General features: G+C 65.5%; 21 protein-coding genes. 14 read left to right on the top strand and 7 right to left on the bottom strand.

The window, feature by feature from the left end; translation table 11 throughout:
- The first annotated feature begins 2 nt into the window (after window positions 1-2).
- From NQJ30_RS15435 to NQJ30_RS15395, 9 genes are all read left to right on the top strand, one after another.
- Window positions 3-1,691: a thiamine pyrophosphate-binding protein gene (locus NQJ30_RS15435; RefSeq protein WP_255770881.1), complete on the top strand. Its 1,689-nt coding sequence runs from the start codon at window positions 3-5 to the stop codon at window positions 1,689-1,691.
- A gap of 99 nt (window positions 1,692-1,790) precedes the next feature.
- Complete coding sequence (locus NQJ30_RS15430) at window positions 1,791-2,267, top strand: MarR family winged helix-turn-helix transcriptional regulator (protein WP_255770880.1); 477 nt, start codon at window positions 1,791-1,793, stop codon at window positions 2,265-2,267.
- 11 nt (window positions 2,268-2,278) lie between these two features.
- Window positions 2,279-3,865: an MFS transporter gene (locus NQJ30_RS15425; RefSeq protein WP_308215257.1), complete on the top strand. Its 1,587-nt coding sequence runs from the start codon at window positions 2,279-2,281 to the stop codon at window positions 3,863-3,865.
- A gap of 251 nt (window positions 3,866-4,116) precedes the next feature.
- Window positions 4,117-5,850 carry an ABC transporter ATP-binding protein gene (locus tag NQJ30_RS15420; RefSeq protein ID WP_255770878.1) on the top strand — a complete coding sequence of 578 codons (1,734 nt, stop codon included), beginning with the start codon at window positions 4,117-4,119 and terminating at the stop codon, window positions 5,848-5,850.
- The gene (locus NQJ30_RS15415) at window positions 5,847-7,901 is read left to right on the top strand and encodes an ABC transporter ATP-binding protein (RefSeq protein ID WP_304664174.1); all 2,055 of its coding nucleotides are present in this window, start codon (window positions 5,847-5,849) and stop codon (window positions 7,899-7,901) included. The genes NQJ30_RS15420 and NQJ30_RS15415 overlap by 4 nt, the downstream gene beginning before the upstream one ends.
- 50 nt (window positions 7,902-7,951) lie before the next feature.
- Window positions 7,952-8,368: an acyl-CoA thioesterase gene (locus tag NQJ30_RS15410; RefSeq protein ID WP_255770877.1), complete on the top strand. Its 417-nt coding sequence runs from the start codon at window positions 7,952-7,954 to the stop codon at window positions 8,366-8,368.
- A gap of 106 nt (window positions 8,369-8,474) precedes the next feature.
- Entirely contained in the window at window positions 8,475-8,714 is a 240-nt protein-coding gene (locus tag NQJ30_RS15405; RefSeq protein WP_255770876.1) for a PLDc N-terminal domain-containing protein, read from the top strand.
- A 72-nt stretch (window positions 8,715-8,786) separates the two neighbouring features.
- Window positions 8,787-11,021, top strand: a complete 2,235-nt coding sequence (locus NQJ30_RS15400) for an McrB family protein (protein ID WP_255770874.1) — start codon at window positions 8,787-8,789, stop codon at window positions 11,019-11,021.
- A gap of 115 nt (window positions 11,022-11,136) precedes the next feature.
- The gene (locus NQJ30_RS15395; RefSeq protein WP_308215258.1) at window positions 11,137-12,333 is read left to right on the top strand and encodes a 5-methylcytosine restriction system specificity protein McrC; all 1,197 of its coding nucleotides are present in this window, start codon (window positions 11,137-11,139) and stop codon (window positions 12,331-12,333) included.
- A 42-nt stretch (window positions 12,334-12,375) separates the two neighbouring features.
- On the opposite strand, the gene NQJ30_RS15390 is transcribed toward NQJ30_RS15395, so the two are convergent.
- Window positions 12,376-14,031, bottom strand: coding sequence for a sensor histidine kinase (locus NQJ30_RS15390; RefSeq protein ID WP_255770872.1), 1,656 nt, complete (start codon window positions 14,029-14,031; stop codon window positions 12,376-12,378).
- A 100-nt stretch (window positions 14,032-14,131) separates the two neighbouring features.
- On the opposite strand from NQJ30_RS15390, the gene NQJ30_RS15385 reads away from it, so the two are divergent.
- Entirely contained in the window at window positions 14,132-14,890 is a 759-nt protein-coding gene (locus NQJ30_RS15385) for a response regulator transcription factor (RefSeq protein ID WP_255770870.1), read from the top strand.
- On the opposite strand, the gene NQJ30_RS15380 is transcribed toward NQJ30_RS15385, so the two are convergent.
- The 3 genes from NQJ30_RS15380 to NQJ30_RS15370 all read right to left on the bottom strand — a co-directional run bounded on the left by NQJ30_RS15380 (window position 14,863) and on the right by NQJ30_RS15370 (window position 16,378).
- Window positions 14,863-15,273: an Hpt domain-containing protein gene (locus NQJ30_RS15380; protein WP_255770868.1), complete on the bottom strand. Its 411-nt coding sequence runs from the start codon at window positions 15,271-15,273 to the stop codon at window positions 14,863-14,865. The genes NQJ30_RS15385 and NQJ30_RS15380 overlap by 28 nt on opposite strands.
- 198 nt (window positions 15,274-15,471) lie before the next feature.
- Window positions 15,472-15,924 carry a very short patch repair endonuclease gene (locus tag NQJ30_RS15375; protein ID WP_255770866.1) on the bottom strand — a complete coding sequence of 151 codons (453 nt, stop codon included), beginning with the start codon at window positions 15,922-15,924 and terminating at the stop codon, window positions 15,472-15,474.
- 19 nt (window positions 15,925-15,943) lie between these two features.
- Window positions 15,944-16,378 (bottom strand): pyridoxamine 5'-phosphate oxidase family protein, encoded by a 435-nt coding sequence (locus NQJ30_RS15370; protein ID WP_255770865.1) that lies wholly within the window; start codon window positions 16,376-16,378, stop codon window positions 15,944-15,946.
- A gap of 242 nt (window positions 16,379-16,620) precedes the next feature.
- Between NQJ30_RS15370 and NQJ30_RS15365 the strand changes: the two genes are divergently transcribed.
- From NQJ30_RS15365 to NQJ30_RS15355, 3 genes are all read left to right on the top strand, one after another.
- Entirely contained in the window at window positions 16,621-17,280 is a 660-nt protein-coding gene (locus NQJ30_RS15365; protein ID WP_255770864.1) for a DUF6318 family protein, read from the top strand.
- Between the two features lie 245 nt (window positions 17,281-17,525).
- Window positions 17,526-18,206 carry a PKD domain-containing protein gene (locus NQJ30_RS15360; RefSeq protein ID WP_255770863.1) on the top strand — a complete coding sequence of 227 codons (681 nt, stop codon included), beginning with the start codon at window positions 17,526-17,528 and terminating at the stop codon, window positions 18,204-18,206.
- 114 nt (window positions 18,207-18,320) lie between these two features.
- The gene (locus tag NQJ30_RS15355) at window positions 18,321-19,391 is read left to right on the top strand and encodes an alkene reductase (protein WP_255770862.1); all 1,071 of its coding nucleotides are present in this window, start codon (window positions 18,321-18,323) and stop codon (window positions 19,389-19,391) included.
- Window positions 19,392-19,607: 216 nt separating this feature from the next.
- Here NQJ30_RS15355 and NQJ30_RS15350 read toward each other — a convergent pair whose 3' ends face one another.
- Window positions 19,608-19,904 carry a hypothetical protein gene (locus NQJ30_RS15350; protein WP_255770902.1) on the bottom strand — a complete coding sequence of 99 codons (297 nt, stop codon included), beginning with the start codon at window positions 19,902-19,904 and terminating at the stop codon, window positions 19,608-19,610.
- A 101-nt stretch (window positions 19,905-20,005) separates the two neighbouring features.
- Here NQJ30_RS15350 and NQJ30_RS15345 point away from each other — a divergent pair, with 101 nt between their 5' ends.
- Complete coding sequence (locus tag NQJ30_RS15345; protein ID WP_255770901.1) at window positions 20,006-22,459, top strand: Tex family protein; 2,454 nt, start codon at window positions 20,006-20,008, stop codon at window positions 22,457-22,459.
- A 51-nt stretch (window positions 22,460-22,510) separates the two neighbouring features.
- Here NQJ30_RS15345 and NQJ30_RS15340 read toward each other — a convergent pair whose 3' ends face one another.
- Together NQJ30_RS15340 and NQJ30_RS15335 are read right to left on the bottom strand one after the other, a co-directional pair.
- Window positions 22,511-22,894 (bottom strand): DUF1622 domain-containing protein, encoded by a 384-nt coding sequence (locus NQJ30_RS15340; RefSeq protein WP_255770861.1) that lies wholly within the window; start codon window positions 22,892-22,894, stop codon window positions 22,511-22,513.
- Between the two features lie 76 nt (window positions 22,895-22,970).
- On the bottom strand, window positions 22,971-23,831 hold the full coding sequence (locus tag NQJ30_RS15335) for an SDR family oxidoreductase (RefSeq protein ID WP_255770860.1): 861 nt from the start codon (window positions 23,829-23,831) through the stop codon (window positions 22,971-22,973).
- Between the last annotated feature and the right edge of the window lies 1 nt (window position 23,832).

The following is a 23,832-nucleotide window of genomic DNA, read 5'->3' as shown; positions in this document are numbered from 1 at the left end:
GCATGACCGAATCCGACGCCACCGCAGGCCAGCGCAACGGCGGGGACCTCGTCGTCGAAACCCTCGAAGCGCTTGGCGCCAAAACGGTCTTCGGCATTCCCGGCCAGCACGCACTGGGCCTGTTCGACGCCATGGGCCGCGGCAACCTGCACTTTGTCTCCTCCCGCGTAGAGAACAACTCGGCCTTCGCCGCCGACGGCTATTCCCGTGCCACGGGGGAGGTGGGCGTGCTGTTCCTCTCCACCGGACCCGGCGCGCTGACATCCCTGGCCGGGTTGCAGGAGGCCTACGCCACCGGTGTGCCCATGGTGGTGGTGGCCAGCCAGATCCCCCTCGAAGGCCTCGGTGCGCGGCGCAAAGGCATGCTCCACCAGCTCGATGACCAGAAGGCCTCGGCTGCGAACGTCACCAAGAGCCAGCGCCTCATCCAGCACGCCTCCGGTATCCCGTCGGCCATCCAGGATGCCTGGACCGAAGCGATCTCCTCGCCCCAGGGGCCGGTGTGGCTGGAGATCCCGCAGAACGTCCTCCTGGATCCCATCATGGTCCCGCCGGTGGAGGACGCCCTGGCCGAGGCCGCGGACAACCCGCCGCGGGTGGAACTGATCCGGGAGGCCGTGAGATGGCTGTCGACGGCGGAACGTCCGGCCATCATCGCCGGCGGAGGCACGCGGCGGGGCCGGGCCGAAAAATCCCTGCTGTCGATCGCGGAAAAGCTGCGGGCGCCGGTCATCTGCACGCCGGGCGGCAACGGCGCGTTCCCCTGGAACCACGAACTGTCACTGCAGTCCTGGATCGAGGACCGGTACATGACGGACGTCCTGGAGGACGCCGACGTGCTGGTGGTGATCGGCTCCTCCCTGGGCGAGGTCACGTCCAACTACTTCACCTTCGAACCCCGCGGCCGGATCATCCAGATCGACGCCGAACCGCGCGTGCTCGAGTCCAACCGCCCGGGTCTTGGCATCCGGGCCGACGCCGGCCAGGCGCTCGCCGCCCTCGATGAAGCCCTGGTGGCTTCGGCCCAAAACGGTGCGGTGCAATCAAGCCGCGGCTGGCATGGCGTGACACCTGAGGCTCTGGTCACGGAGACCCTTGCCAAAGTGCGCGCCCGGCTGGAATCGCAGGACCTGGCCAAGGAACTGAAGTTCATGGCCGACATTCGCGAGGCCGTCCCGGCGGATATGCAGACCTTCTGGGACATGACCATTTCCGCGTACTGGGGCTGGAGCTGCTGGGATGCACGGGAGGGCCAGTTCCACTCGGCCCAGGGCGCCGGCGGGCTCGGCTATGGCTTCCCGGCAGCCATCGGCGGTGCCGTCGGCCTGGAAACGCTCGGCCGGTCCGGAAGAGTGCTCGCCGTCTCCGGAGACGGCTCCGCCATGTATTCCATCTCCGAACTCGCCACCGCCCGGCAGCACAACATCCCGGTTACGTGGCTGATTGTGGACGACGGCGGCTACGGCATCCTGCGCGAATACATGGTGGGTGCCTTTGGGAAGGCCACGGCCACCGAGCTTGCCCGCCCGGACTTCGTTAAGCTCGCCGAAGCGTTCGGTGTGCCGGCGACGCGGGTGGCCCCCGGCGATGTGGGGGACGCACTCAGGGCCGGCTTCGCGGCGGACGGACCCAACGTCGTCGTCGTCGAAACCCTGCTGAAAATGTTCGCCCCCACCCACCTGGACGGCTAGCACCACGCGCGGCAGCGCACCCTCCTTTGCGGTTAGTTTCCCAAAGCAACCATTTAACGATATAGTTGCTTCAGGCAAACAACCGAGGAGATATGCACCATGGCAGTCGCGCCGGACACCGCAGCGGATCTGGTCTACCGCATTTTTGACCTGCAGAGGGTAGTCCGCTGCGTCGCCGCCGCGAGTTTCCGTGGCCAGGAGACCGGGGTGGCGCTGCAGGGGGTGCTCCGCTTCGTGGGGGAGGGGGAGTCCCGCGCCACGCACCTGGCCGAACGGCTGGGCGTCAGCGCTCCCGTCCTGAGCCGCCACATAGCGGACCTTGAGGAACAGGGCTACGTCATCCGTCGGCAGGACCCCAACGACGGCCGCGCCCAACTGGTGGCGCTGTCGCCGGCGGGTGTGGAAAAACTTGGCCAGATCGAAGAGCACCGCACGGAAACCCTGCAGCAATACCTCAGCGACTGGAGCCAGGAGGACGCCGAAGACACGGCGCGGATCCTCACCCGGCTCTCCGAGTCGCTCAAACAATCAGCCCGGGCAACGGCGGCCGGAACCATCACCACGTCGACCCTTTAGGAAACCCGTATATGTCGAGCCAACCGCCCGCCGCCCCGCCCGTGGCCATGACCCACCGGCAAATCATGGAGGCCCTCACCGGCCTCCTCGCCGCGTTTTTCACCGCCATCCTCAGCAGCACCATCGTGGCGAACGCGCTGCCCACCATCATGTCCGACCTGCACGGCACCCAGACCGACTTCGCCTGGGTCATCACAGCCGCGCTGCTGGCCAACGCCGTCACCACACCCATCTGGGGCAAACTGGCTGACCTCTTCAACAAGAAGATCCTGGTCCAGCTGAGCATCGTCATCTTCGTGGCCGGCTCGGTGATGGCCGGACTTTCCGAAACCATCCCGCTGCTCCTGACCGCCCGCGTCATCCAGGGCGTCGCCATGGGCGGCCTCACCGCTCTGGCACAGGCCATCATCGGGACCATGATCCCGCCCCGTGACCGCGGCAAGTACTCCGGCTACATGGGCGGTGTCATGGCCGTCGGAACCGCCGGCGGCCCCCTCCTCGGCGGATTCATCGTGGACAGCCCGCTCGGCTGGCGCTGGACCTTCTTCGTCTGCGTGCCGCTGGCCGTCATCGCGCTCATCCTGCTCCAGCTCACCCTGAAGATCCAGCACGTCCGGCGCCCCGCCAAGATCGACTGGCTCGGGTCCATCCTGCTCACCTCAGGCGTCAGCCTCCTGCTGATCTGGGTCTCCTTCGCCGGCAACCCCGCCTACTACGACTGGGTCTCCTGGCAGTCCGCCGCCATGGTGGGCGGTGGCCTGGTGCTGCTGGCCCTGCTGGTGCTGGTGGAATCCAAAGTGGAGCAGCCCATCATCCCGCTCAAGATCATCTCCGAACGCACCACGGCGCTGGCCATCCTCGCCTCCGTGGCTGTGGGCATTGCGATGTTCGGCTCCACTACGTTCCTGGGCCAGTACTTCCAGGTGGCACGCGGCGCCACGCCCACCGAGGCCGGGCTCCTGACCCTGCCCATGATTGCCGGCAACCTGACAGGCTCTGTCGTTTCGGGTCTGCTGATCAGCCGGACCGGCAAATGGAAGGTCTACCTGATCGGCGGTTCCGTCCTGCTGATCGGCGGCCTGGGCCTCGCGGGCACCATGGACCACACCACCGAACTGTGGCAGGCCGGGCTCTTCACCGCCGTCCTGGGCGTGGGCCTGGGCATGCTGATGCAGAACCTGGTGCTGGCGGTCCAGAACACGGTCCGCGCCTCGGACATCGGCACGGCCAGCGCGTCCGTAGCCTTCTTCCGGTCGGTGGGCGGGGCCATCGGCGTCGCCGTGCTGGGTGCCGTGCTGAGCAACCGGGTCACCCAACTCGCCACGGAGGGCCTGGCCGCGGCCGGGCTCCCCGTGACCGGCGGTTCGGCCGGTGCCTCCATGGACCTTGTGGACATGCCGGCACCTGTCCGCGAAATCATGCGTGCCGCCTACGGTGACGCCACTGCCGAGGTCTTCCTGATCTCAGCAGCTGTGGCCGTGGTTGCCCTGATCTCCGTCCTGTTCATCAAGGAACGTCCGCTGCGGCGCACCGTGGACATCCAGCCGGCGTCGGATGCTGAACGCGCGACGCCGGAACTCACCTCCGTGGGCAGCTGACCCCGGCGCCACGCCGATCTCCTGCACCCCGTGGGCCTCGCCCGCGGGGTGCAGCTGTCACTGCACCGGCACTTCCGGCAGCTGAACCGGAGCGGGCGGAAATCCGGGCGGATACGCCGATCGGATGATCTTTGGCCCAAATGTTTCCCCAAGTCAACGGATTTCGTAAAGTGGGAAGGCTAAGAATGTCAGCCCCCGCTGCTACTACTTAAACTCCAATTCACGCTCTCTTCCCTTAAGGACCCGTGGGCATGCTCCTCACCCTGATACGGCGCTACTCCAAGCCGTATACGCCGTACATCGTGGCCGTGATCTTTTTCCAGCTGGCCTCCACCATCGCTGCCCTGTACCTGCCCAGCCTCAACGCCCAGATCATCGATGAAGGCGTCTCCCGCGGCGACACTGACTTCATTTGGCGGACCGGCGCCGTGATGCTCCTCGTCGCCCTGGTCCAGGTGGGCGCGGCCATCGCCGGGGTGTACTTCGGTTCCAAGACGGCCATGGCCGTGGGGCGCGACCTCCGCCGCGGGGTGTTCCGCAAGGTCACCAGTTTCTCCGCGAAGGACGTGAACGCGTTCGGCGCCCCCACCCTCATCACCCGCGGCACCAACGATGTCCAGCAGGTTCAGATGCTGGTGCTGATGGGCCTGAACTTCATGGTGGCTACCCCCATCATGTGCATCGGCGGCATCATCATGGCCCTGCGCGAGGACCTCAGCCTGTCCTGGCTGGTCTGGGTCTCCGTGCCTGTACTGATTGTCGTGGTGGGCTACCTGGTGGTCCGGCTGATGCCACTCTTCCGAGCGATGCAAAAGAAAATCGACCGCATCAACGCCGTGCTGCGTGAACAGATCATTGGCATCAGGGTGGTCCGCGCCTTCGTCCGCGAACCCTACGAGACGGACCGGTTCGGTGTCGCCAACAAGGACCTGACGGACGTTTCCCTCAAGATCGGCGCCCTGTTTGTCCTGATGTTCCCGGCCATCGGCATGATCCTGCACCTGTCCACCGCCGCCGTGCTGTGGTTCGGCGGCCAGCGCGTGGACTCCGGCGACATGCAGGTGGGCGCCCTGACTGCCTTCCTGCAGTACCTGCTGCAGATCCTGATGGCCGTCATGATGGGCACGTTCATGGCCATGATGATCCCGCGCGCCTCCGTCTGCGCGGACCGCATTGGTGAAGTGCTCGACGTCGAACCCTCCATCCACGATCCTGAACGTCCCGAAACACCCGCCACCCTCGCCGGTGTTGTTGAATACCGGAACGTCACCTTCGCCTACCCCGGTGCCGAGTCGCCGGTGCTGAGCAACATCAGCTTCACCGCCCGGCCGGGGGAGACCGTGGCCATCATCGGTTCCACCGGTGCCGGCAAGACTTCGCTGCTCTCCCTGCTGCCACGCCTGTATGACATCGCCGAGGGGGAGGTCCTCCTGGACGGCGTCTCCGTCAGCAAGCTGGACCGGGCCGAGATCACCAAACGCGTTGCCCTGGTCCCGCAGCGGCCCTACCTTTTCTCCGGCACCATCGGGCACAACCTGCGGTTCGGCAAGACCGAAGCCACGGACCAGGAACTCTGGGACGCGCTGCACATCGCCCAGGGCGCGGACTTCGTCCGGGAGAAGAAGAACGGCCTGGATTCCCGCATCTCGCAGGGCGGCACCAACGTCTCCGGCGGCCAGCGGCAACGGCTCTGCATCGCCCGCGCCCTGGTCACCCAGCCGAAGGTGTACCTTTTTGACGACTCGTTCTCGGCCCTGGACGTGGCCACCGATGCCAGGCTCCGCGCCGCGCTGAAACGGACCACCGCCGACGCCACCGTGATCATTGTGGCCCAGCGCATCTCCACCATCACCGAGGCGGACCAGATCCTGGTCCTGGACAACGGCAGGATCGTTGACCGCGGAACGCATGAGGAACTCCTGGAAACCTCGCCCACCTATCAGGAAATTGTTGAATCCCAGCTGAGCGTGGAGGAAATGGCATGAGCGCCGCCAAGAAGGACGCAACAAGCCCGGCAACCGAAACCACCCAGCCGGACGCCGACCTGCTCGAGGACGACGACTTCTTCGAGGAGGAGTTCAAGCCCTCCGAAGCCGACGGCGACATGTTCGGCGGCATGCCGGCGAAGAAGGCCCAGCACTTCTTCCCCTCGGCCAAGCGCCTGATGGGGCTCCTGAAGCCGGAAGCCGTGGGCATCTACGCCGTGGTGGCCCTGGTGGTGGTCTCGGTGGTCCTGAACGTCATCGCCCCCAAGATCCTGGGCCAGGCCATGGACGTGATCTTCGGCGGCGTCGTGGGCAAGCAACTGCCCGCCGGGGCGAGCAAGGAACAGTTTGTTGAGGGCCTTCGCCAGCAGGGCCAGGACAACTTCGCGGACATGATCGCAAAGATGGAACTGGTGCCCGGCACCGGGATCAACTTCCAGAAACTCTCAGTGCTGATCGCCATCGTCCTGCTGATGTATTTTGTGGCCAACATCTTCCTGTGGCTGCAGGGCTACGTGCTGAACCGCATCGTCATGAAAGTGATCCGCAGGCTCCGCGACGATACCGAAAAGAAGCTGAACCGGCTCCCGCTGAACTACTTCGACACCCGCCAGCGGGGCGACGTGCTCTCCCGCGTGACGAACGACGTGGACAACGTCCAGCAGGCGCTGCAGCAGGCCTTCGCACAGCTGATCAGCTCGCTCCTGACGGTCATCGGCATTGTCATCATGATGTTCATCGTGTCCTGGCAGCTCGCCCTGATTGCCCTCATCGCGCTGCCGCTGTCCGGCGTTGCGGCCGGCCTGATCGGTTCGCGGAGCCAGAAGCTCTTCGCCGCGCAGTGGAAGAACACCGGTTCCCTGAACGGCCAGATTGAGGAGTCCTTCTCCGGCCACGATCTGGTCCGGGTGTTCGGCCGGGACGCGGACATGCTGGAACGCTTCGAAGAACGCAACGAGGCACTGTACAAGGCCAGCTTCGGGGCCCAGTTCGTTTCCGGCATGATCTTCCCGGTCATGCAGTTCGTCTCATACCTCAGCTACGTGGGCATCGCCGTGGTGGGCGGCCTCCGGGTTGCCTCCGGGTCGATGTCCCTGGGCGATGCGACGGCATTCATCCAGTACTCGCGCGAATTCACCCAGCCGCTGGGGCAGATGGCCGGCATGGCCAACATGCTGCAGTCCGGTGTGGCCTCCGCCGAGCGGGTGTTCGAATTCCTGGATGCGGACGAACAGGACGCCGAGACCGCCACGGACCACCTGCCGGCCAAAACCGACGGGCACGTGGAGTTCCAGGACGTCACGTTCAGCTACACGCCGGACAAGCCCCTGATCGAAAACCTGTCCTTCACGGCCGAGCCGGGGCACACGGTGGCCATCGTCGGCCCCACCGGCGCGGGCAAAACCACGCTCGTCAACCTCGTGATGCGCTTCTACGAGCTCAACTCCGGGGCCATCACCCTGGACGGCGTGGATGTCACCAAGCTGAGCCGCTCCGAACTGCGGTCCAAGGTGGGCATGGTGCTCCAGGATGCGTGGCTGTTCGGCGGCTCCATCTACGACAACATCCGCTACGGCAACCTGGACGCCGCCGAGGAGCAGGTCATGGCGGCCGCGAAGGCCACCTTCGTGGACCGCTTTGTCCGGGCCCTGCCCGACGGCTATGACACCGTGATCGATGAGGAGGGCAACAACGTCAGCGCCGGTGAGAAGCAGCTGATCACCATCGCCCGCGCGTTCGTGGCCAACCCGTCGCTGCTCATCCTGGATGAGGCCACCAGCTCCGTGGACACGCGTACCGAGCTGCTGGTGCAGAAGGCCATGGCGGCGCTGCGGACGGACCGTACCAGCTTTGTGATCGCCCACCGGCTTTCCACCATCCGCGATGCCGACACCATCCTGGTCATGGAGAAGGGCAAGATCGTGGAGCAGGGCAACCACAAGGCCCTGCTGGCAGCCGAAGGCGCGTACTACCGCCTGTACATGTCCCAGTTTGCCGGCTCCGACGTTGAAGAAACGGTTGTGGACGACTCGACGGCGGTCCACAGCTGAGCGCGGCGGCCACGGCCCCCGGGCCCCGGCGCATCGAGGTCCTGGTCCCGATGCGCTGGGGCGACATGGACGCCTACGGGCACATCAACAACGTCCAGATCGTTCGGATGCTGGAGGAGGCCCGGATCGCCGCATTCGGGCCGCCCCATGGCACCGGCATGCCCGGCATCGAGCCCGAAGTCGCCCTCTTCAACGCGGTCCCCGACGGCACCTTGGCGCTCGTGGTGGACCACAAAATCCGCTACGTCAAGACATTGGAGTACCGCAATGTCCCGGCCGTGGTCCACGTGTGGATCGGGGCCGTCAAGGGTGCCAGCTTCGACATTCACTACGTGGTGCAGGACCCTGTCACGCGGGAGGACTGCGTCCGGGCGTGCAGCCACCTGGCGTTTGTGGACGAAGCAACCGGCCGGATCCTGCGCCTGACGCCGGAGCAGAAAGAGCGGATGGCGCCGTTCACCTTCTGAGCTGCCCGTCCGGCGTGGCTCGTCCACTACCCGAAACTCCCGCCACCCGTTGCACGGTGGCGGTGCACACCTGAAACTGTGTATATCCACCTAAGGAGCGTTGACCATGGCCAAGAAGAACAAAAAGACCTGGAAAGAGATGTCACCGGCGGCACGCGCGGGAGTGGTGGCGGCGGGCATTGTGCAGGTGTCGCTGATGCTGGCTGCCCAGCGGGACATCAGCAGGCGGCCGGCTGCCCAGATCAACGGGCCAAAGGCGGCCTGGCGGGCCGCGGCCCTCATTAATTTCATCGGACCGATCGGATACTTCATTCTTGGGCGCAAGCGGCCCGATGCGGTCAGCTAAGGCATTCCGCCGGATCCATGAGGACACGGGGCTAGGAGCAGGCACCCAGCTTGAGCCTGTAAATTTGAACACATGACCCCGCCTCCCAAGACTGCAATGCACCGTGCCCTCGGCGTCTCCAAGGAGATCGAGGAGGCGGCGTGGTTTGTCCTCGGCCCGGGGCTGCAGGGCAAGCCCTCAGCCCTGGACGGCAAGACCCTCACGTGGACGGCAGACGCTGCGGCAGAGCTGCTGGACCGCCTGGAACGGGGAGTGGCGGACGCCAAGGCGCCCATGATGACCAATCTCCGGCAGAACCTCGAGGGCGCGTCCCGCGAGGCGAAGCAGCTCGCCGTCGAACTGCTTTTCCTGCAGTCGCTGCCGCTGGCCCACGAGGTGAAGTCGCTCAAGGTCAAGCGCGCCCGAGTGGCGGAAGCCGCGTCGTGGCTGGAGCCTGCGCTGGAGCTGCCCGAGGAACTGTACAAGGACATGACGGACCACGGTGTGATCAGGGACCGCACCGCCGAATTCAACTGGACCATCTGGGACCACCTGAAATGGCTGTGCCGCTTTGTGCAGCACGTGGACCACCAGGTTCCGGCGGCCATCACCAAGGCTCTGAAGGATCCGCTGAAGTTCCACGAACTGGCTGCGGGCGCGCCCGAGGACCAGCCTGCCATCCGCCGCAGCATTGAGTACCTGGCCTGGCCCAGCTACTTCGAACCGGTGGTGGCAGACGTTGAACGCCGCGAAATCCGGGACGCGTTCGCTTCCCTGGTGGGCGGCTCCAACGGCGACTCCGACGAGGACATCACCGCGGACATCCACCGCATCCGCCTGCACCTGGACGAACAAGCCGGGCAGCGCATCGACTGGTACGCCCGCCAGCTGGTGAGCCAGTGGCGCAAGGTCGGGGACCCCGGCCGCCGCGCCTGGCTGCTGCGCACCCACAGCGACAACGCCGAGCTCCTCGCCGCCTGGCACGAGGAGGAGAAGGTGACGCTCGACGTCGAACATCTCCGCCATCTCAACCCCGGCGTGACTGCCGGGCTGGTGCAGCACGCGGTGGACGAGGACTACAAGCACCTGGGCTACGTGGAGCGGGAGGACACCAAGACGGCCGTCTTCGCGTTCCTGACGGTCATGAAGCCGGGCGACCTTGTCCTGTACCAGAACTCGGGCACGGTGCGGCTCGGTGTGGTGCTGGGCGAACCGGAACACAACGAGGACAACCGCCAGATGCGGCGCAAGGTCCGCTGGCTCGACGACGAAGGCCACGCCACGGGCGACCTTCCCCGCCACGTTCAGCGCCAGCTGGCAACCGCCGGCATCATCGTGGACGTCACCAAGGTGGTGCAGGCGCTGCAGGCGCTCGTCCCCGGCGAAGCGGAACCGGACGACGACGACCCCGCAACAGCCGCCGTCGAAGTCGTCCCCGTGCCGGAGGGCTTCCGCCCGCTGAGCCGCGACTTCGCGGATTCGCTCCACATGGACCTCGAGCCGCTGCAGGAGATCGCGGAACTCCTGGAGGAAAACCGCCAGCTGGTTCTGTACGGCCCGCCGGGCACCGGCAAGACATACCTGGCCAAGCACCTCGCCGCGGAACTCGCGCAGGACAGCACGGACGAACGGGTGAAGCTGGTGCAGTTCCACCCGTCATACGCGTACGAGGACTTTTTCGAAGGTTACCGGCCGGACAAAACCGATGAGGGCCAGGTCTCGTTCAAGCTGGTGGCGGGGCCGCTGCGCCGGCTGGCCGAGGAAGCCGCGAAGCCGGGAAACGAAAAGAAACCCTACTTCCTGATCATCGACGAGATGAACCGCGCCAACCTGGCCAAGGTCTTTGGCGAGCTGTACTTCCTGCTGGAGTACCGCGACGACCGGATCTACCTGCAGTACAGCCCCAACGAGCCGTTCACGCTGCCGGACAACCTGTACATCATCGGCACCATGAACACTGCCGACCGGTCCATCGCCATGATGGATGCTGCCATCCGCCGCCGGTTCGCGTTCATCGAACTGCACCCGCAGACCGAACCCGTCAAGGGCTCGCTGCTGCGTTTCCTGCAGGCCCGGAAACTGGACACCACGCCGGCGCTGCTCCTGGATGCGCTCAACGCGGCCATTGACGAGTGGGACCGGGACCTGATGATTGGCCCGTCCTACTTCATGAAACCGGCAGCGCAAAGCCCGGCCGGGCTCCGCAGGATCTGGAAGTACGAGCTCATGCCGCTGCTGGAAGAGCACTACCACGGCCAGCTGACCCGGGCGCAGCTGGAGGAGCGCTTCGGGCTGGAGCCGCTGCTGGGACGCCTTGCGGCCAGTTAAGGGGCTGCAGGCCGGGTCTGCGCCGCGCAAGTCTGCTGCAGCGAAGCCACTGCCGCCCAAGCCCCCGCAGGCGCCGGCGCACGGAGGTCCCGTAAAGGGCAGCAAGCACCTGGTCCTGGACGAGCTGTCCGGCGGCGTGGTGGACCGGCTCGACGCCGCGAGTGCCACGTTCCTGAACTCGAGCGGTCTGGCCAAGGCGTCGCCGATGGGCATGGGCCTCTACCGGATCGAACCGGTGGGAAAGGTGGGGTCTGTCCGCACGGCCACCATGCAGCTGGATGTCCGGCCCAAGGACCGACTGAGGCTGAGCCGGCTGCTTTTCCTCCTCAGCTATGCCGGTAATCAGGGCTTCCGGGCCGATTCGGTGTCCGCTGTGGAGGACCGCGAATTGTGGAGCGCGCTGGCAGAATCGCTGGCGCAGTTGGCGGAGCGGGCTTTGGGCCGCGGGGTGCTGCAGGGTTACCGGACCGTGGATGAGTCCCTCCGCACGGTCAAAGGCCGCATCAGGATTTCGGACCAGATTTCCCGCCGGCCGGGCATGCTGGTGCCGCTGGAGGTGTCCTACGACGAATTCACCGAGGACATCGCCGAAAACCGGATCCTGCGCGCGGCATTGGACCGCATGGGCCAGGTCCCGCGGGTCCGGCCCGAGGTCCTCAGCCGCTTGCGCCAGCTCAAGGGAAAGCTCGACGCCGTCACCCGCCTTCCAGCCGGCGCTCCGCTGCCGCCGTGGACGCCGAACAGGATGAACGTCCGCTACCACTCGGTGCTGCGCCTCGCCGGGCTCATCCTCCGCAACGCCTCCGCGGAGGCGGGCGAGGGCAACCAGCAGACGGCATCGTTCGTGGTGGACATGGCGCAGGTGTTCGAGGACTTCGTGGGCGCGGCGCTCCGCGAAGCCATGGCGGCCTATCCGGGGGAAACCCGGCTGCAGTACAACGCATTGCTGAGCGAAGCCGTCCGGGATGCTGACAGGCTCTCCGTCCGGCCCGATGCCGTGCACGTGCTGGACGGTCGCCCCGTGGTGGTCTACAACGCCAAGTACAAAGCCGCTGCGGATCTCGGCGCCTCTCTGACGGCCGACCACTATCAGATGCTGGCCCACTGCACCGCCCTGGGTGTGCCGACGGCCTGGCTTGTCTACGCTGGGGCTGGCGAGATGAAGCTGCGGCGGATCCTCAACACGGACATCGACATAGTGGAGTTTCCGCTGGACCTGTCCCTGCCGCCGTCGGACATCCTGGCCGCGGTGGCGGAGCTGGCCAGGCAGTCCTGGGGCGAAGTAGTCCGCACCTCGCTGGGCGGCGGGTAGGCACGTCCGTCCCCGCCGCCACTGGCCTGAGACCGGCTGGACTTAGACCGGCACGCGGAAGCTGAAGGTGGTGCCCTCGCCCAGCGTGCTCTCCACGCCGATGGTTCCGCCGTGGGCCTCCACGATGGCCTTGCTGATGGACAGACCCAGCCCCACTCCGGGGATGGCGGTCCTGCGCACATTGCTGGTCCGGAAGAACTTTGCGAACACTTCGGCCAGGTCCTCGCGGCTCATGCCCATCCCGGTATCGCTGACGCGGCAGGCGAAGTGACCGTCTTCCTGCGCCAGGGACACCACCACGTTTCCGCCGTCGGGCGAGTACTTGATCGCGTTCGAGACGAGATTGTCCAGCACCTGGGAGATCCGGGGGCCGTCTACGTGGGCGTCCAGCCGGGCGGGTGCGTCGGCAGTGAGGACCACGCCGGCGCCCGCGGCCTTGGGCGTGGCTGCGGCGACGCTGGCGCGCACCAGCTCCGCCACGTCCACGGCGTGCGGGGTGACAATCATGTGGCCGTTGCGGGCGGCCAGCAGGTCCGACACCAGGGTGAGCAGCCGTTCTGAGTTGCGCCTGATGATGTTCAGCGGTTCCAGCTGGTCCTCGCGCGGTTCGTCTTCCAACAGGATTTCGACGTAGCCCAGGATGGACGTCAGGGGAGTCCGGAACTCGTGGGAAACGCTGGAGACGAAGTCGTCCTTGGCCGCCAGGGCATTCACCAGGTCGGTCACGTCGCTGAACACGATGACGGAGCCCGCGAACTGTCCGTCGGCGTCCTTCATGGCACGGGCGCTGGTGGTGATGGCGCGCTGTTCCTTGCCGGCGCCGAGCCAGACCAAGTAATCCGTGAAGGTCTCGCCCAGGACCGCGCGGCGCACCGGGCGATCCTGCACGGGGACCGGGGTGGTGCGGTCACCGGCGAAGACCAGCAGCTGCGATTCGTTCGCGTCCGGGATGTCCTTTGGGCTGGCCAGCTCGTGGTTGGCGCGCTGCTTGCGGTTCATGAGGATGTCATGCCCGCCTGCGTCGACGGCCAGGACGCCAATGTTCACGGTTTCCAGGACAGAGTTGAGCAGGGCCTCTTGCTGCTTACTGCCACGGAGGGTGGCCTGGAGTTCTTCGTCCTTCTCCTCCAGGGTCCGCTGCTGACGCATCATGCTGAGCGTCAGGACGCTAACCGAGACGCCAATTCCCAGCATCATGACGGGGATCAGCAATGACTTGGCCAGGCTTGGGCCGGAGACATCTCCCAGGACCATCAGGGGCACCCAGATGATGGCAAGCGGCCCTAGGAAGGACAGCCACAGCGAAAGCCGCGGATAGTAGCCCGAGGCGCACAGCCAGATGACCGGAAAGACGGCCAGCAGGCTGAGGCCCGTCAGGCTCTCCTGTCCGCCCTCGCGGCCCAATGCGATGGAAGCGAAGTCCAGGATGGGGATGGCCAGGAAGCTGGTGTACGGCAGCCTGTCCCAGGGGACCACGTAACACAGCGCCATCAGGGCCAGCTGCGAGACAAGGAACGCCACGAATAGCGGATTGTTCATGGTGCCGGGGAAGAACGCCCACATTAGGGAGGCCGTCAAAAGCGTGGTGACGAACAGCGGAGCCTGGCTCAGGGCCACCCTGTCGGTGAGCCGGTATTCGTGGAAAGGGCGGCGGAAAAACCTGAGTCGGCCCGTTGCCCACGTTCCGGGCTCAGTCATGAAGGGCGGCCGGAAGTGTCAGGGTTGTGAGACGCATACCAACAGGGTATCGGCAGCGGGCTATACTTCTCACGTTGTCAAGCTGGCTGAGGGGGCTTGTATGAATGAAGCACGTGTGGGTCTGGTCATCGAGGATGACCAGGATATACGGGAGTTGGTCCGCGCGGTCCTGACCCAGGCGGGGTTTGACGTGAGCGTTGCCGCCAGCGGAACTGAGGGAGTTTTGGCGGCGCGGTCGCTCAATCCTGATGTCATCACGCTGGATTTGGGCTTGCCGGATATTGACGGGTTTGAGGTCTCCCGCCAGATCCGTGAATTCTCTGACGCCTACATCGTGATGCTCACGGCACGGGCCGAAGAGCTGGACACTCTGATCGGTCTCGAGTCCGGGGCCGATGACTATCTCACCAAGCCTTTCCGCCCCCGTGAGCTTCGGGCGCGAATTGCGGCCATGATGCGCCGGCCCCGCTCCGGTCCTGACGTGGTGGAGGAGGCCTCGGCGGGGGAGCAGCCGGCCGCGGCCGGAACCGGCCACTATAACCACAACGGCCTGGACCTCACGTACGCGTCACGGTCCGTGAGCGTGGACGGCCAGGAGCTCAACCTGACCCGCACCGAGTTTGAACTGCTTTACGCGCTGCTCGAGGCGGGACGGACGGTCCGGACCAAATCTGATCTGGTGCGTCGCCTCCGGGACGAGGATTACGACGTCGGCAGTTACATCAGCGAGGCCGACGAGCGGTCCGTGGAGGTCCACATGGGAAACCTGCGGAAGAAGCTGGGCGATTCACCGCAGCAGCCGCGCTGGCTGCAGACGGTTCGCGGCGTGGGTTACCGCCTGGCGCCCGCGGAGCGCTGAGGCTGCAAGCGGTTCAGGGTCTGGCGGCAGCACACGTTGATGGGCCGGAGGTAGTCGGCGGCCAGTTGCGGCAGTGCGACGGAGGGCTCGGTGCTGGGTGTGTCCTCGCGGATGGAGCGTTCAAGGTCTATGGCCAGGCCGGCCAGCCGTTCCGCGCCCACCATCTGGCTGGAGGTCTTGAGGCTGAGGACGGCGTCCACGGCGCCTGGCAGGTCGCCTGTGGTCAGCGCCAGGCGAAGCTTGCCGATCCTCACGGGTAGATAGTCGATGAAGTTGCTCACGAAGACCTTGCAGTAGCCTTCGTCCTCAGCCAGTTCGTCGCGGAGGCGGTCAAGGACCGAAGGATCAACCAAGGGGCGCCCGGCATCGTCGGAGGGGGCCATTCCTGTCCTTTCCGCTTGCGTCGCCCACTCCATAAAACTGGGGTGGAAGCCTGGGTTGTTGTGCATCTTCAGAGTAAATCGCTTCCTTGGTCCAGCGGCCCTCCGGGATCAAGAGTGGGGGTTTTTTGGGGAGACTGCGGGTTTTGCCGGTAGACGTAATCTTTGCCGGTGCCGATCAATTCGGGCGCAGGCAAACACTCAAGAATGGCTCAAGTTCGGGCGGGGGCCGCGGGCACCGAGAAATGCCATCAGCTGGGCTTCGAGGGCCGAGCCGTCCTTCAGTTCGCACTCCCACACTGTCAGTACCTCCCAGCCGGCGGCTTCCAACTGGCGGCGTTGCTGGCCGTCACGTTCGCGGGTCCGGGTCCGCTTGGCTTCCCAGAACGTGGCGTTGGCTTTGGGGGCATGCTGGCCTGCGCGGCAGTCGTGAAAATGCCAAAAGCAACCGTTGATGAAGATGACTTTGCGCCGGCCCGCGAAGACCAGGTCCGGGTTCCCGGGCAGGCGGGCGCTGCCGGATCTGCCGTGGAGGCGGTACCGGTATCCCTTGGAATGCAGAAGGCGACGCACCAGCAACTCCGGCTTGGTGTTCTTGCCCCGGATGCGGGACATGTTCCAGCTCCGCTGTTCGGGCGTCAGCCTGTCCGACATGCTTCCAGTCTAGGAGCTCCTAGATTTCCCGTTCCGGCTGTTCGCCCAGTTCAAAATGGCGGCCGCTGACGGAGGTGGGCACAACCTCCACGTAGAAGTCCTTGAGCGTGGGCACCCAGGTTTTCAGGCCCAGCTCTTCGACGGCGGCGATTTCCGTTGAGTTACTCAGGACCCGTGCCGTTCCCCTGAGCACCACCGACCAGGCCTCATCAGAAAGGATGCCGTCTGTTTCGAGCAGCACTTTTGAGTTGATGGTGAGCTGGGCCAGCTTGTTCCCGGGCGCTGTGCGGAGATAGATCTTCCGGCCTGAGGCGAGGTAGTTGACCGGGAAGATGTCCGGCTCGCCGCCAACTGAGACCACCAGGCGGCCGTGCCGGGTGGCTTCCAGGAGTTTCCAGGACTGCTCGTCGTTGAGTTCCAGGACGGGCTCGCCGTCGGGGTGCGTGTACATCATGTACGCCATTGTTCTACGTTCGGTAGAAGAATTCTAGGTCTGGGCGTGGGAATTTTCGGCGCGGTCGACGCCGGTCCCCGTTGGCCAGCTGGGACTACTGTGACTTTCCGCTGGCCCGGCGCGGTGCTAGAACCGATGACTGGTGGCTGTGGATAACTTTGATCGCTCCGTTGTGTCCTGGGCTACCCTTAGATCATTGTTCGGAGCGAGGCGTCTTGAAACTATCGGGGGATTAGCTGCCCATGACATCGCACAAGTTCTTCACGGCCGGGCATCTGCGTGCCGCCACCATCGCGGCAGTTGCGGCGGGGGCCCTCGTGCTTTCCGGGTGTAACGCTGGCGGCGGGCCCGGAGTCACGGACACCGCGTCGACCGCGGTATCGCAGGCGCCCAGCGCCACTCCCACACCCACCCCGAGCGCCACTCCGGCTTACGTGCCGGCGTCCGCCAGCGGCCGTGCCCAGAACGTGCCGGTGCCGGTACTTCCGGAGGTGGCCAAGACGGAGACGAAGGAGGGGCTGGAAGCGTTTGCCCGGTACTGGTACGAGACTCTTAGCTACGCCTATGAGACCGGAGATACAAAGCCGCTGGAGTCGGCCTCAGGGCCGTCCTGCGGTAGCTGCGCAAAGGTAAAAACCGAAGTCACAGAGTGGCATTCGGATGGACGCTGGATGGCCGGCGGCAAGATGCACGTGGAGGGAGTCCATTCGGACTTCATTGAGACTGGCCCAGCAACGTACCAAGCCGTCGTTCAGGTGTATCAGGAAACAACTGACTACTACCTTTCGAATGCCACGCTCAAGGGAAGTGTTCCCAGGCAGCCGGCCATAGGGGACATCGTGATTGCCGGGTTCGATGCAAGTGGCTGGAGAGCTAATACTGTCGAACACTTGGTGAAGTAATGGCCGGCCATGCGCCAGCAGTAGCGAGGTTGCTTGCCGTGATGGTTGGCACGCTCCTATTGTCGTTGCCCGGGCCGGCCGCCGTGTCAGACTCCTCCGATTCACCGGCCATTGGGACCGCTTGGGCTGGCAATGGCGCTTCGGCAGTGGGTTGGTTCCATGATCCTCATAGCAACGCGTGGACCTCGGTGCCGGTGGGGCTTCCCGATGACCCATTCAAGTACAGATCGAAGCATGTGTGCAGAGTGGACTCGAATCTCGACGGATCAAACTGTGCGGGGCCTGATGTTGAATGCGCCGATGGAGATAACGGCCGGGTTGTTAACTGGTACAGATCCCTGAAGGTGCTGGATAACTACACCTTTTTCGCGGGACCGACGTGCATCTACGACGAGAAACCGGTCGATGTTCTTGACCAGATTGCCGGTCAGATCCAGCGGCAATTCGAGAGCCTGCCGATCAACGCCGGTACGGTCGTCGCGCAGCCGAGTCCGCATACCTTGCGTGGTGCCGAAACGAATTTCTACGCAGACGCGGCTGAACAGCAGTTCGACGTGACGATGTTCGGGCAGAAGGTTCATGTTGTTGCCACTCCGGTTCAGTACACCTGGAACTACGGGGACGGCACAGTCTTCGGTCCTCAACCGTCCATGGGAGGTCCGCTGCCCCAGGAACGCTGGGGCGAGAAGACCCGCACCAGCCATGTCTATGCGCAGACAGGCGACTTTCAGGTGGTCCTCACCACGTCCTTCCAAGGCACCTACTCCGTGAACGACGGACCGCCGCTGCCCATCCCCGGCCAGGGACAGTTCAGCGCACCGCCGCAAGCCATCAGCGTCTGGCGTTCGATCACTCGGAACTACGCCGACGACTGCAACGTAAACCCCCAGGGACAAGGCTGCTTCGGCGTGCCGTCACCCCAATAAACAATCCGCACGAACAATTGTGACGGCCCTCTCCACCGGAACGGATCCGGAATAGATGCAGAGGCTAAGCAGTTGGGAACAGCAGAACGAATCCCCTTCGAAAGGAACCGCCCTGTGCTGTTTTCCCCGTTGACCCTTGGTGAGCTCGAACTGTCCAACCGCCTGGTAATGGCGCCCCTGACCCGTCTCCGTGCGGGCCAGGAAGGCATCCCGGGTCCTCTGCTCGTGGAGCATTACCGTCAGCGCGCGTCCCTTGGCCTCATCATCAGCGAAGGCACCTACCCGAGCCCGGCTGGCCGCTCCTACATGGGCCAGCCCGGACTTGTAACCGAACAGCAGATCGCCGGCTGGAAGAAAGTCACCGACGCCGTTCATGCCGAAGGCGGCCGGATGTTCGCCCAGGTGATGCACGGCGGGCGGGTTTCCCACGAGGACATCACCGGCGGGCACACCATTGTGGCCCCCAGCGCCGTGGCCATCGACGGCGACGTCCGCACCCCGTCCGGCAAAAAGCCCTTCCCGGTGCCGCATGCCCTCACGGGTGACGAACTGCCCGTGGTGATGCAGGAAATCGTTGCTGCCTCCCTCAACGCCATCGACGCCGGCTTCGACGGCGTGGAGCTGCACTCAGCCAACGGCTACCTCCTCCACGAATTCCTCGCGCCAAGCTCCAACGTCCGCACGGACAGCTACGGCGGGTCGCCGGAAAACCGTGCCCGCTTCGTGATCGAGACAGTCAATGCGGTGGCGGCAGCAGTGGGGGCCCAGCGTGTCGGAATCCGCATCTCACCCGAGCACAATGTCCAAGGCGCCTTTGAAAGCGACCCCGCCGACGTCCGCGCCACCTACGAGGTACTGGTGGACAGCATTGCGCCGCTGAATCTCGCCTACCTCAGCGTCCTCCACCAGGACCCCACCAGTGCGCTGGTCCAGGACCTCCGGGCCCGTTTCAACGGCACGTTCCTGGTCAATACCGGCTTCGGCACCGTGACTACACGGGAAGAAGCGGCCGCCCTGGTGGCCGACGGCCACGCTGACGCTGTAGTGGTGGGGCGCCCCGCCATTGCAAACCCGGACCTTGCACGGCGTTGGAAGGAAAACCTGCCGTTGAACGAACCGGACCCGTCCACTTTCTACGCAGACAGCTCCGCAGGCTACACCGATTACCCCGTGCACGCGGCCTAACGGCCACTGAGCACGCATCAACACTGATTTAACAACAACGGCGGCACCCGGCTTTGGGTGCCGCCGTTGTTGGCTGCGCGGTGTGCTGTCCCGGCAGCGTGAGCCGTTAGCCATCCGACGGCCGTAGGCTCTTTTGTTGGAAGATGGCCCGCCCGGGCTCTGAAAATCCGAGCGGTGAGATCAGGATACTCCAGCGAATGGATTATTGCTAGGGATCTACATGAATGCTTCCCGGCCTGTCCCTTCCCGCATCACCAGCTTGTCGTCCTGGATGGATACGAGCAGGCTTTTGGGCTTCCCGCTGACTTTCGTGATGGCCTTGAGCCCGCGGTTGGTAACCTCGACGCCGACCTGTGCACCCTTGGCCGGCAGTTCAACGGAGGCTTCGAAGGCTTCACCAATGAGCGGGTTGGTTGAGACGCCAACATCCCGGCGTACCTCCTTGCCGTTGACCATGACGGTGATGTTGGCTTCGTCGAATCCATCCTGGAAGACGATGAGCAGTTCCCGCATGGCGGCCTCTTCCTCGAGAGTAATTCCCTGTGACTGCATATCCACTACAGCACTTCGCGGCCCGCAGCGGAATACCCGGCCGGCGGCGTCCCGCGGCCCGGATGGAGGCGGCCGGGCCCGTAAGGCAAAATGAACTGGTGACCACCCAACTTCCGCATGCCCCGTCCGCACCCGCACCCGCCAATACCTCGGACAGCGCCATCCACGCCCAGATCGCTGCAGAGCTCGGGGTGAAGACCTGGCAGGTGAAAGCCGCGGTGGAACTGCTCGACGGCGGGTCCACCGTCCCGTTCATCGCCCGGTACCGCAAGGAAGCCACCGGCACGCTCGATGACACCCAGCTGCGCGAGCTCGACGAGCGCCTGCGCTACCTCCGCGAACTCGAGGACCGCCGTCGTACTGTCCTGGAGGCGGTCGCTGCGCAGGGCCAGCTGACCGCGCAGCTGCAGACGGCGATCCTGGCCGCGGACACCAAGTCCAGGCTGGAGGACATCTACCTTCCGTTCAAGTCCAAGCGGCGCACCAAGGCGCAGATCGCGCGCGAAGCCGGGCTTGAGCCCCTCGCCGACGCCCTGCTCAAGCGGCCCGACCTTGACCCCGCACGCGAGGCCGCCAAATATCTGAACGAAGAACACTCCATCGGCGACGCGGAAGCTGCGCTCGGCGGTGCGCGTTCCATCCTGGTGGAGCGGGCGGCCCAGGATCCGGACCTTGCCGCCACCTTGCGTGAGCGGCTCTGGACGCAGGGCCGGATGGTTTCCCGGGTCAAGAAAGGCAAAGAGGCCGAAGGGCAGAAGTTCGCCGACTATTTTGAGTTCACCCAGGTCCCGTCCGGAATGCCCTCGCACCGTGTGCTCGCGTTGTTGCGCGGCGAGAAGGACGGCGTCCTGGAACTGGATCTCGCCGAAGCCGATCCGACCAACGACGACGCCCTCGCCGCCGCCCGCGCGCGCTATGAGTCTGCAGTGGCCAAGTGCCTTGGGGTCGCAAACCGCGGACGTCCCGCGGATGCCTGGCTGATGCAGACCGCGGAGATCGCCTGGCGCTCCCGGGTGCTCACCCGGCTGACGTCCGATCTCCGGAGCCGGATGTTCACCGCCGCTGAAGACGAGGCGGTTCGGGTGTTTGCCGCCAACCTGCGCGACGTCCTGCTGGCCGCGCCCGCCGGGAACCGCGCCACCTTAGGCCTGGACCCGGGGCTGCGGACCGGTGTGAAGGTGGCGGTGGTGGACGGCACCGGCAAGGTGGTGGCCACGGACACCGTGTACCCGCACGCGCCGGCCCGGAAGTGGGACGAAGCGCTGGCCACACTGGTGCGGCTCGCACAAAAACACGACGTGGAGCTGGTGGCCATTGGCAACGGCACAGCATCCCGGGAGACCGACAAGCTGGCCGCGGAACTGATCAAGCTGCTGCCCTCGGCCGGGACGAAGCCGCAGAAACTGGTGGTGTCGGAGGCGGGGGCGTCGGTGTATTCGGCGTCGGCGCTGGCGGCCGCGGAGCTTCCCGGCATGGACGTATCCCTGCGCGGCGCCGTCTCCATTGCGCGGCGCCTCCAGGATCCCCTGGCCGAACTGGTGAAGATCGATCCCAAGTCCATCGGTGTGGGCCAGTACCAGCACGACGTCACGGCCTCGAAGCTGGACCGCAGCCTGGATGCCGTGGTGGAGGACTGCGTCAACGCGGTGGGCGTGGACGTGAACACCGCTTCGCCCGCGCTCCTGAGCCGCGTGGCCGGCGTGGGGCCCCTGCTCAGCGAAAACATTGTGGCCTACCGGAACGAACACGGGCCGTTCGCCAAGCGCAGCGAACTCAAGAAGGTTCCGCGGCTGGGAGCGAAGGCTTTCGAACAGTGCACCGGCTTCCTCCGGATCACCGGGGGAGCCGAGCCCCTGGACGCATCAAGTGTGCACCCTGAGGCGTACGCGGTGGCCCGCAAGATCTTGGTGGCGGCGGGTGCAGCTCCGGTATCGTCCCTGGACCCGCAGGCCTTCGTGGACGGAACGTTCGGGCTGCCCACCGTCCAGGACATCCTGGCCGAACTGGAGAAGCCGGGCCGCGACCCGCGGCCCGCGTTCGCCGCGGCGACGTTCTCCGAGGGCATCGAAAAGATCTCCGACCTCAAACCGGGCATGGTGCTCGAGGGGACGGTGACCAACGTTGCCGCGTTCGGCGCCTTCGTAGACGTGGGAGTGCACCAGGACGGCCTGATCCACGTGTCCGCGCTCGCCGACCGGTTCATCTCGGACCCGCGTGAGGTGGTCAAGTCCGGGCAGGTTGTGCGCGTGAAAGTGCTGGAAGCGGATCCGGAGCGAAAGCGCATTTCCCTGACCTTAAGGCTCGACGACGAGTTGCCGGGTTCGGGCGGCCGGCCCGCCGCGGCACGACCCGAAGCCCGCCGCCAGGAACGGGCCAAGGCCGGAGCCAACCCATCCGGCGCCCGCGCCGCAGCACCGAAGACAGCGACGAGGACAGCTCCGAAGTCAGCCCCGAAACCGGCGCCGGTGAACACCGCTATGGCTGAGGCGTTGCGCAAGGCCGGCCTGGGCAAATAGTCCTTTCGGCGCGGCAGGATCACCCCGGACTGGCGGCTTGACGCTGGAGATTCAGGTCTGGGCTGCTGCCGGCTGCCCGCTTGCCTTCTGCCACGGCCATCGTCCGGTGATTTCCAGCTCCAGCGAGAAGCTCAGGAACGTGCGGATGAGGACGATGATCGCCAACACCCCGACGCTCTCGAACGTGGGCGTCACGGCCACCGTCCGGATGATGTCCGCTGCCACCAGGAGCTCGAGGCCCAACAGGATGGACCTCCCCAGCAATTGCCGGTAGGCACGGTAGACCGTCAGCTTCTCAGCCCCGGGCGGCAGTTTCCGCGGCTGGTAACCGCGCAGGGCCATTGGAATGGACACAACAGCGCCGATAACCATCACGGATACCCCGGCCAGGTCCATGAACTTGCCCACGGCCTCGATGATCTGCTGGAAATCCACCCTGCTCCTCATCTGTAACGTGACTGTCACCCCTTGAGGGGTGTCACCCCTCGAAGGGGCGCCTTAGGACAGCAGCCTACGGGTGGCGGACTCCGGTGCGGGCCAAGACCTCGCGGTAGCCCTCACGGAATGTTGGGTATGCGAACTGGAAACCCGTGGAGCGGAGCAGCGCGTTGCTGCACCGTTTGTTCCCGCCGCGGGCCTCGCCGGCCGGACCGGCCGGCGGCTCGGGGTAGCCCAGCTCGGTGGCCAGGAAGCGCAGGACATCCCCCAGCTCCGCGGGGTCGTTGTCCACGCCAACATAGACCGGTGCCGGGTCCGCGGCCATCGAAACCAAATGCACCATTGCCGCAGCGGCGTCGTCCCGGTGGATTCGGTTGGTGAAGCGCGGCTCGTCCGGGATGACGGCGGTGCCGCTCCGGACCTGGTCAATCAGGCGGGTCCGTCCGGGACCGTAGATCCCGCCCAGCCGCAGCACAACCGCCGCAGAACCGGTGCCGTGCAGCCGCGACACCAGGAGGTCCTCCGCCTCGCGGAGGATACGCCCCGAGAATCCGCCGGGTACCGCCGTCGTACTCTCATCAACCCGGCCGCCCGCAGCGTCCCCGTACACCGCGGTGGAGGAAACAAACAGCACCCGCCGCGGCGTCACGCCGTCGCGCTCGATCGCGTCGAGGACGTGCGCCAATCCGTCCACGTAAGCGGCCCGGTAGGCCGCTTCAGTAGGGGAATCGGCAGCAACAGCGATGACGACGGCGGTGGTGTCCGCCGGGATGACCGGCAGGTCGGTGCCGCTCAAGTCAGCCGCGACGCCTTCGATCGCCGCCGGCAGCTTTTCCGGCGAACGGCGCCAGCCCACCACCCGGTGCCCCGCGGCGGCAAAACGCAGCCCCGCCTCGGTGCCCAGGTCACCGCAACCGGCCAGGAGAATGGTCATG

It is taken from the genome of Pseudarthrobacter sulfonivorans (assembly GCF_024391045.1).
Classification (GTDB): Bacteria; Actinomycetota; Actinomycetes; order Actinomycetales; family Micrococcaceae; genus Arthrobacter; species Arthrobacter sulfonivorans_B.
Note: the sequence above shows the minus strand (reverse complement) of the source record. Positions and strands in the feature narration are given on the sequence as shown.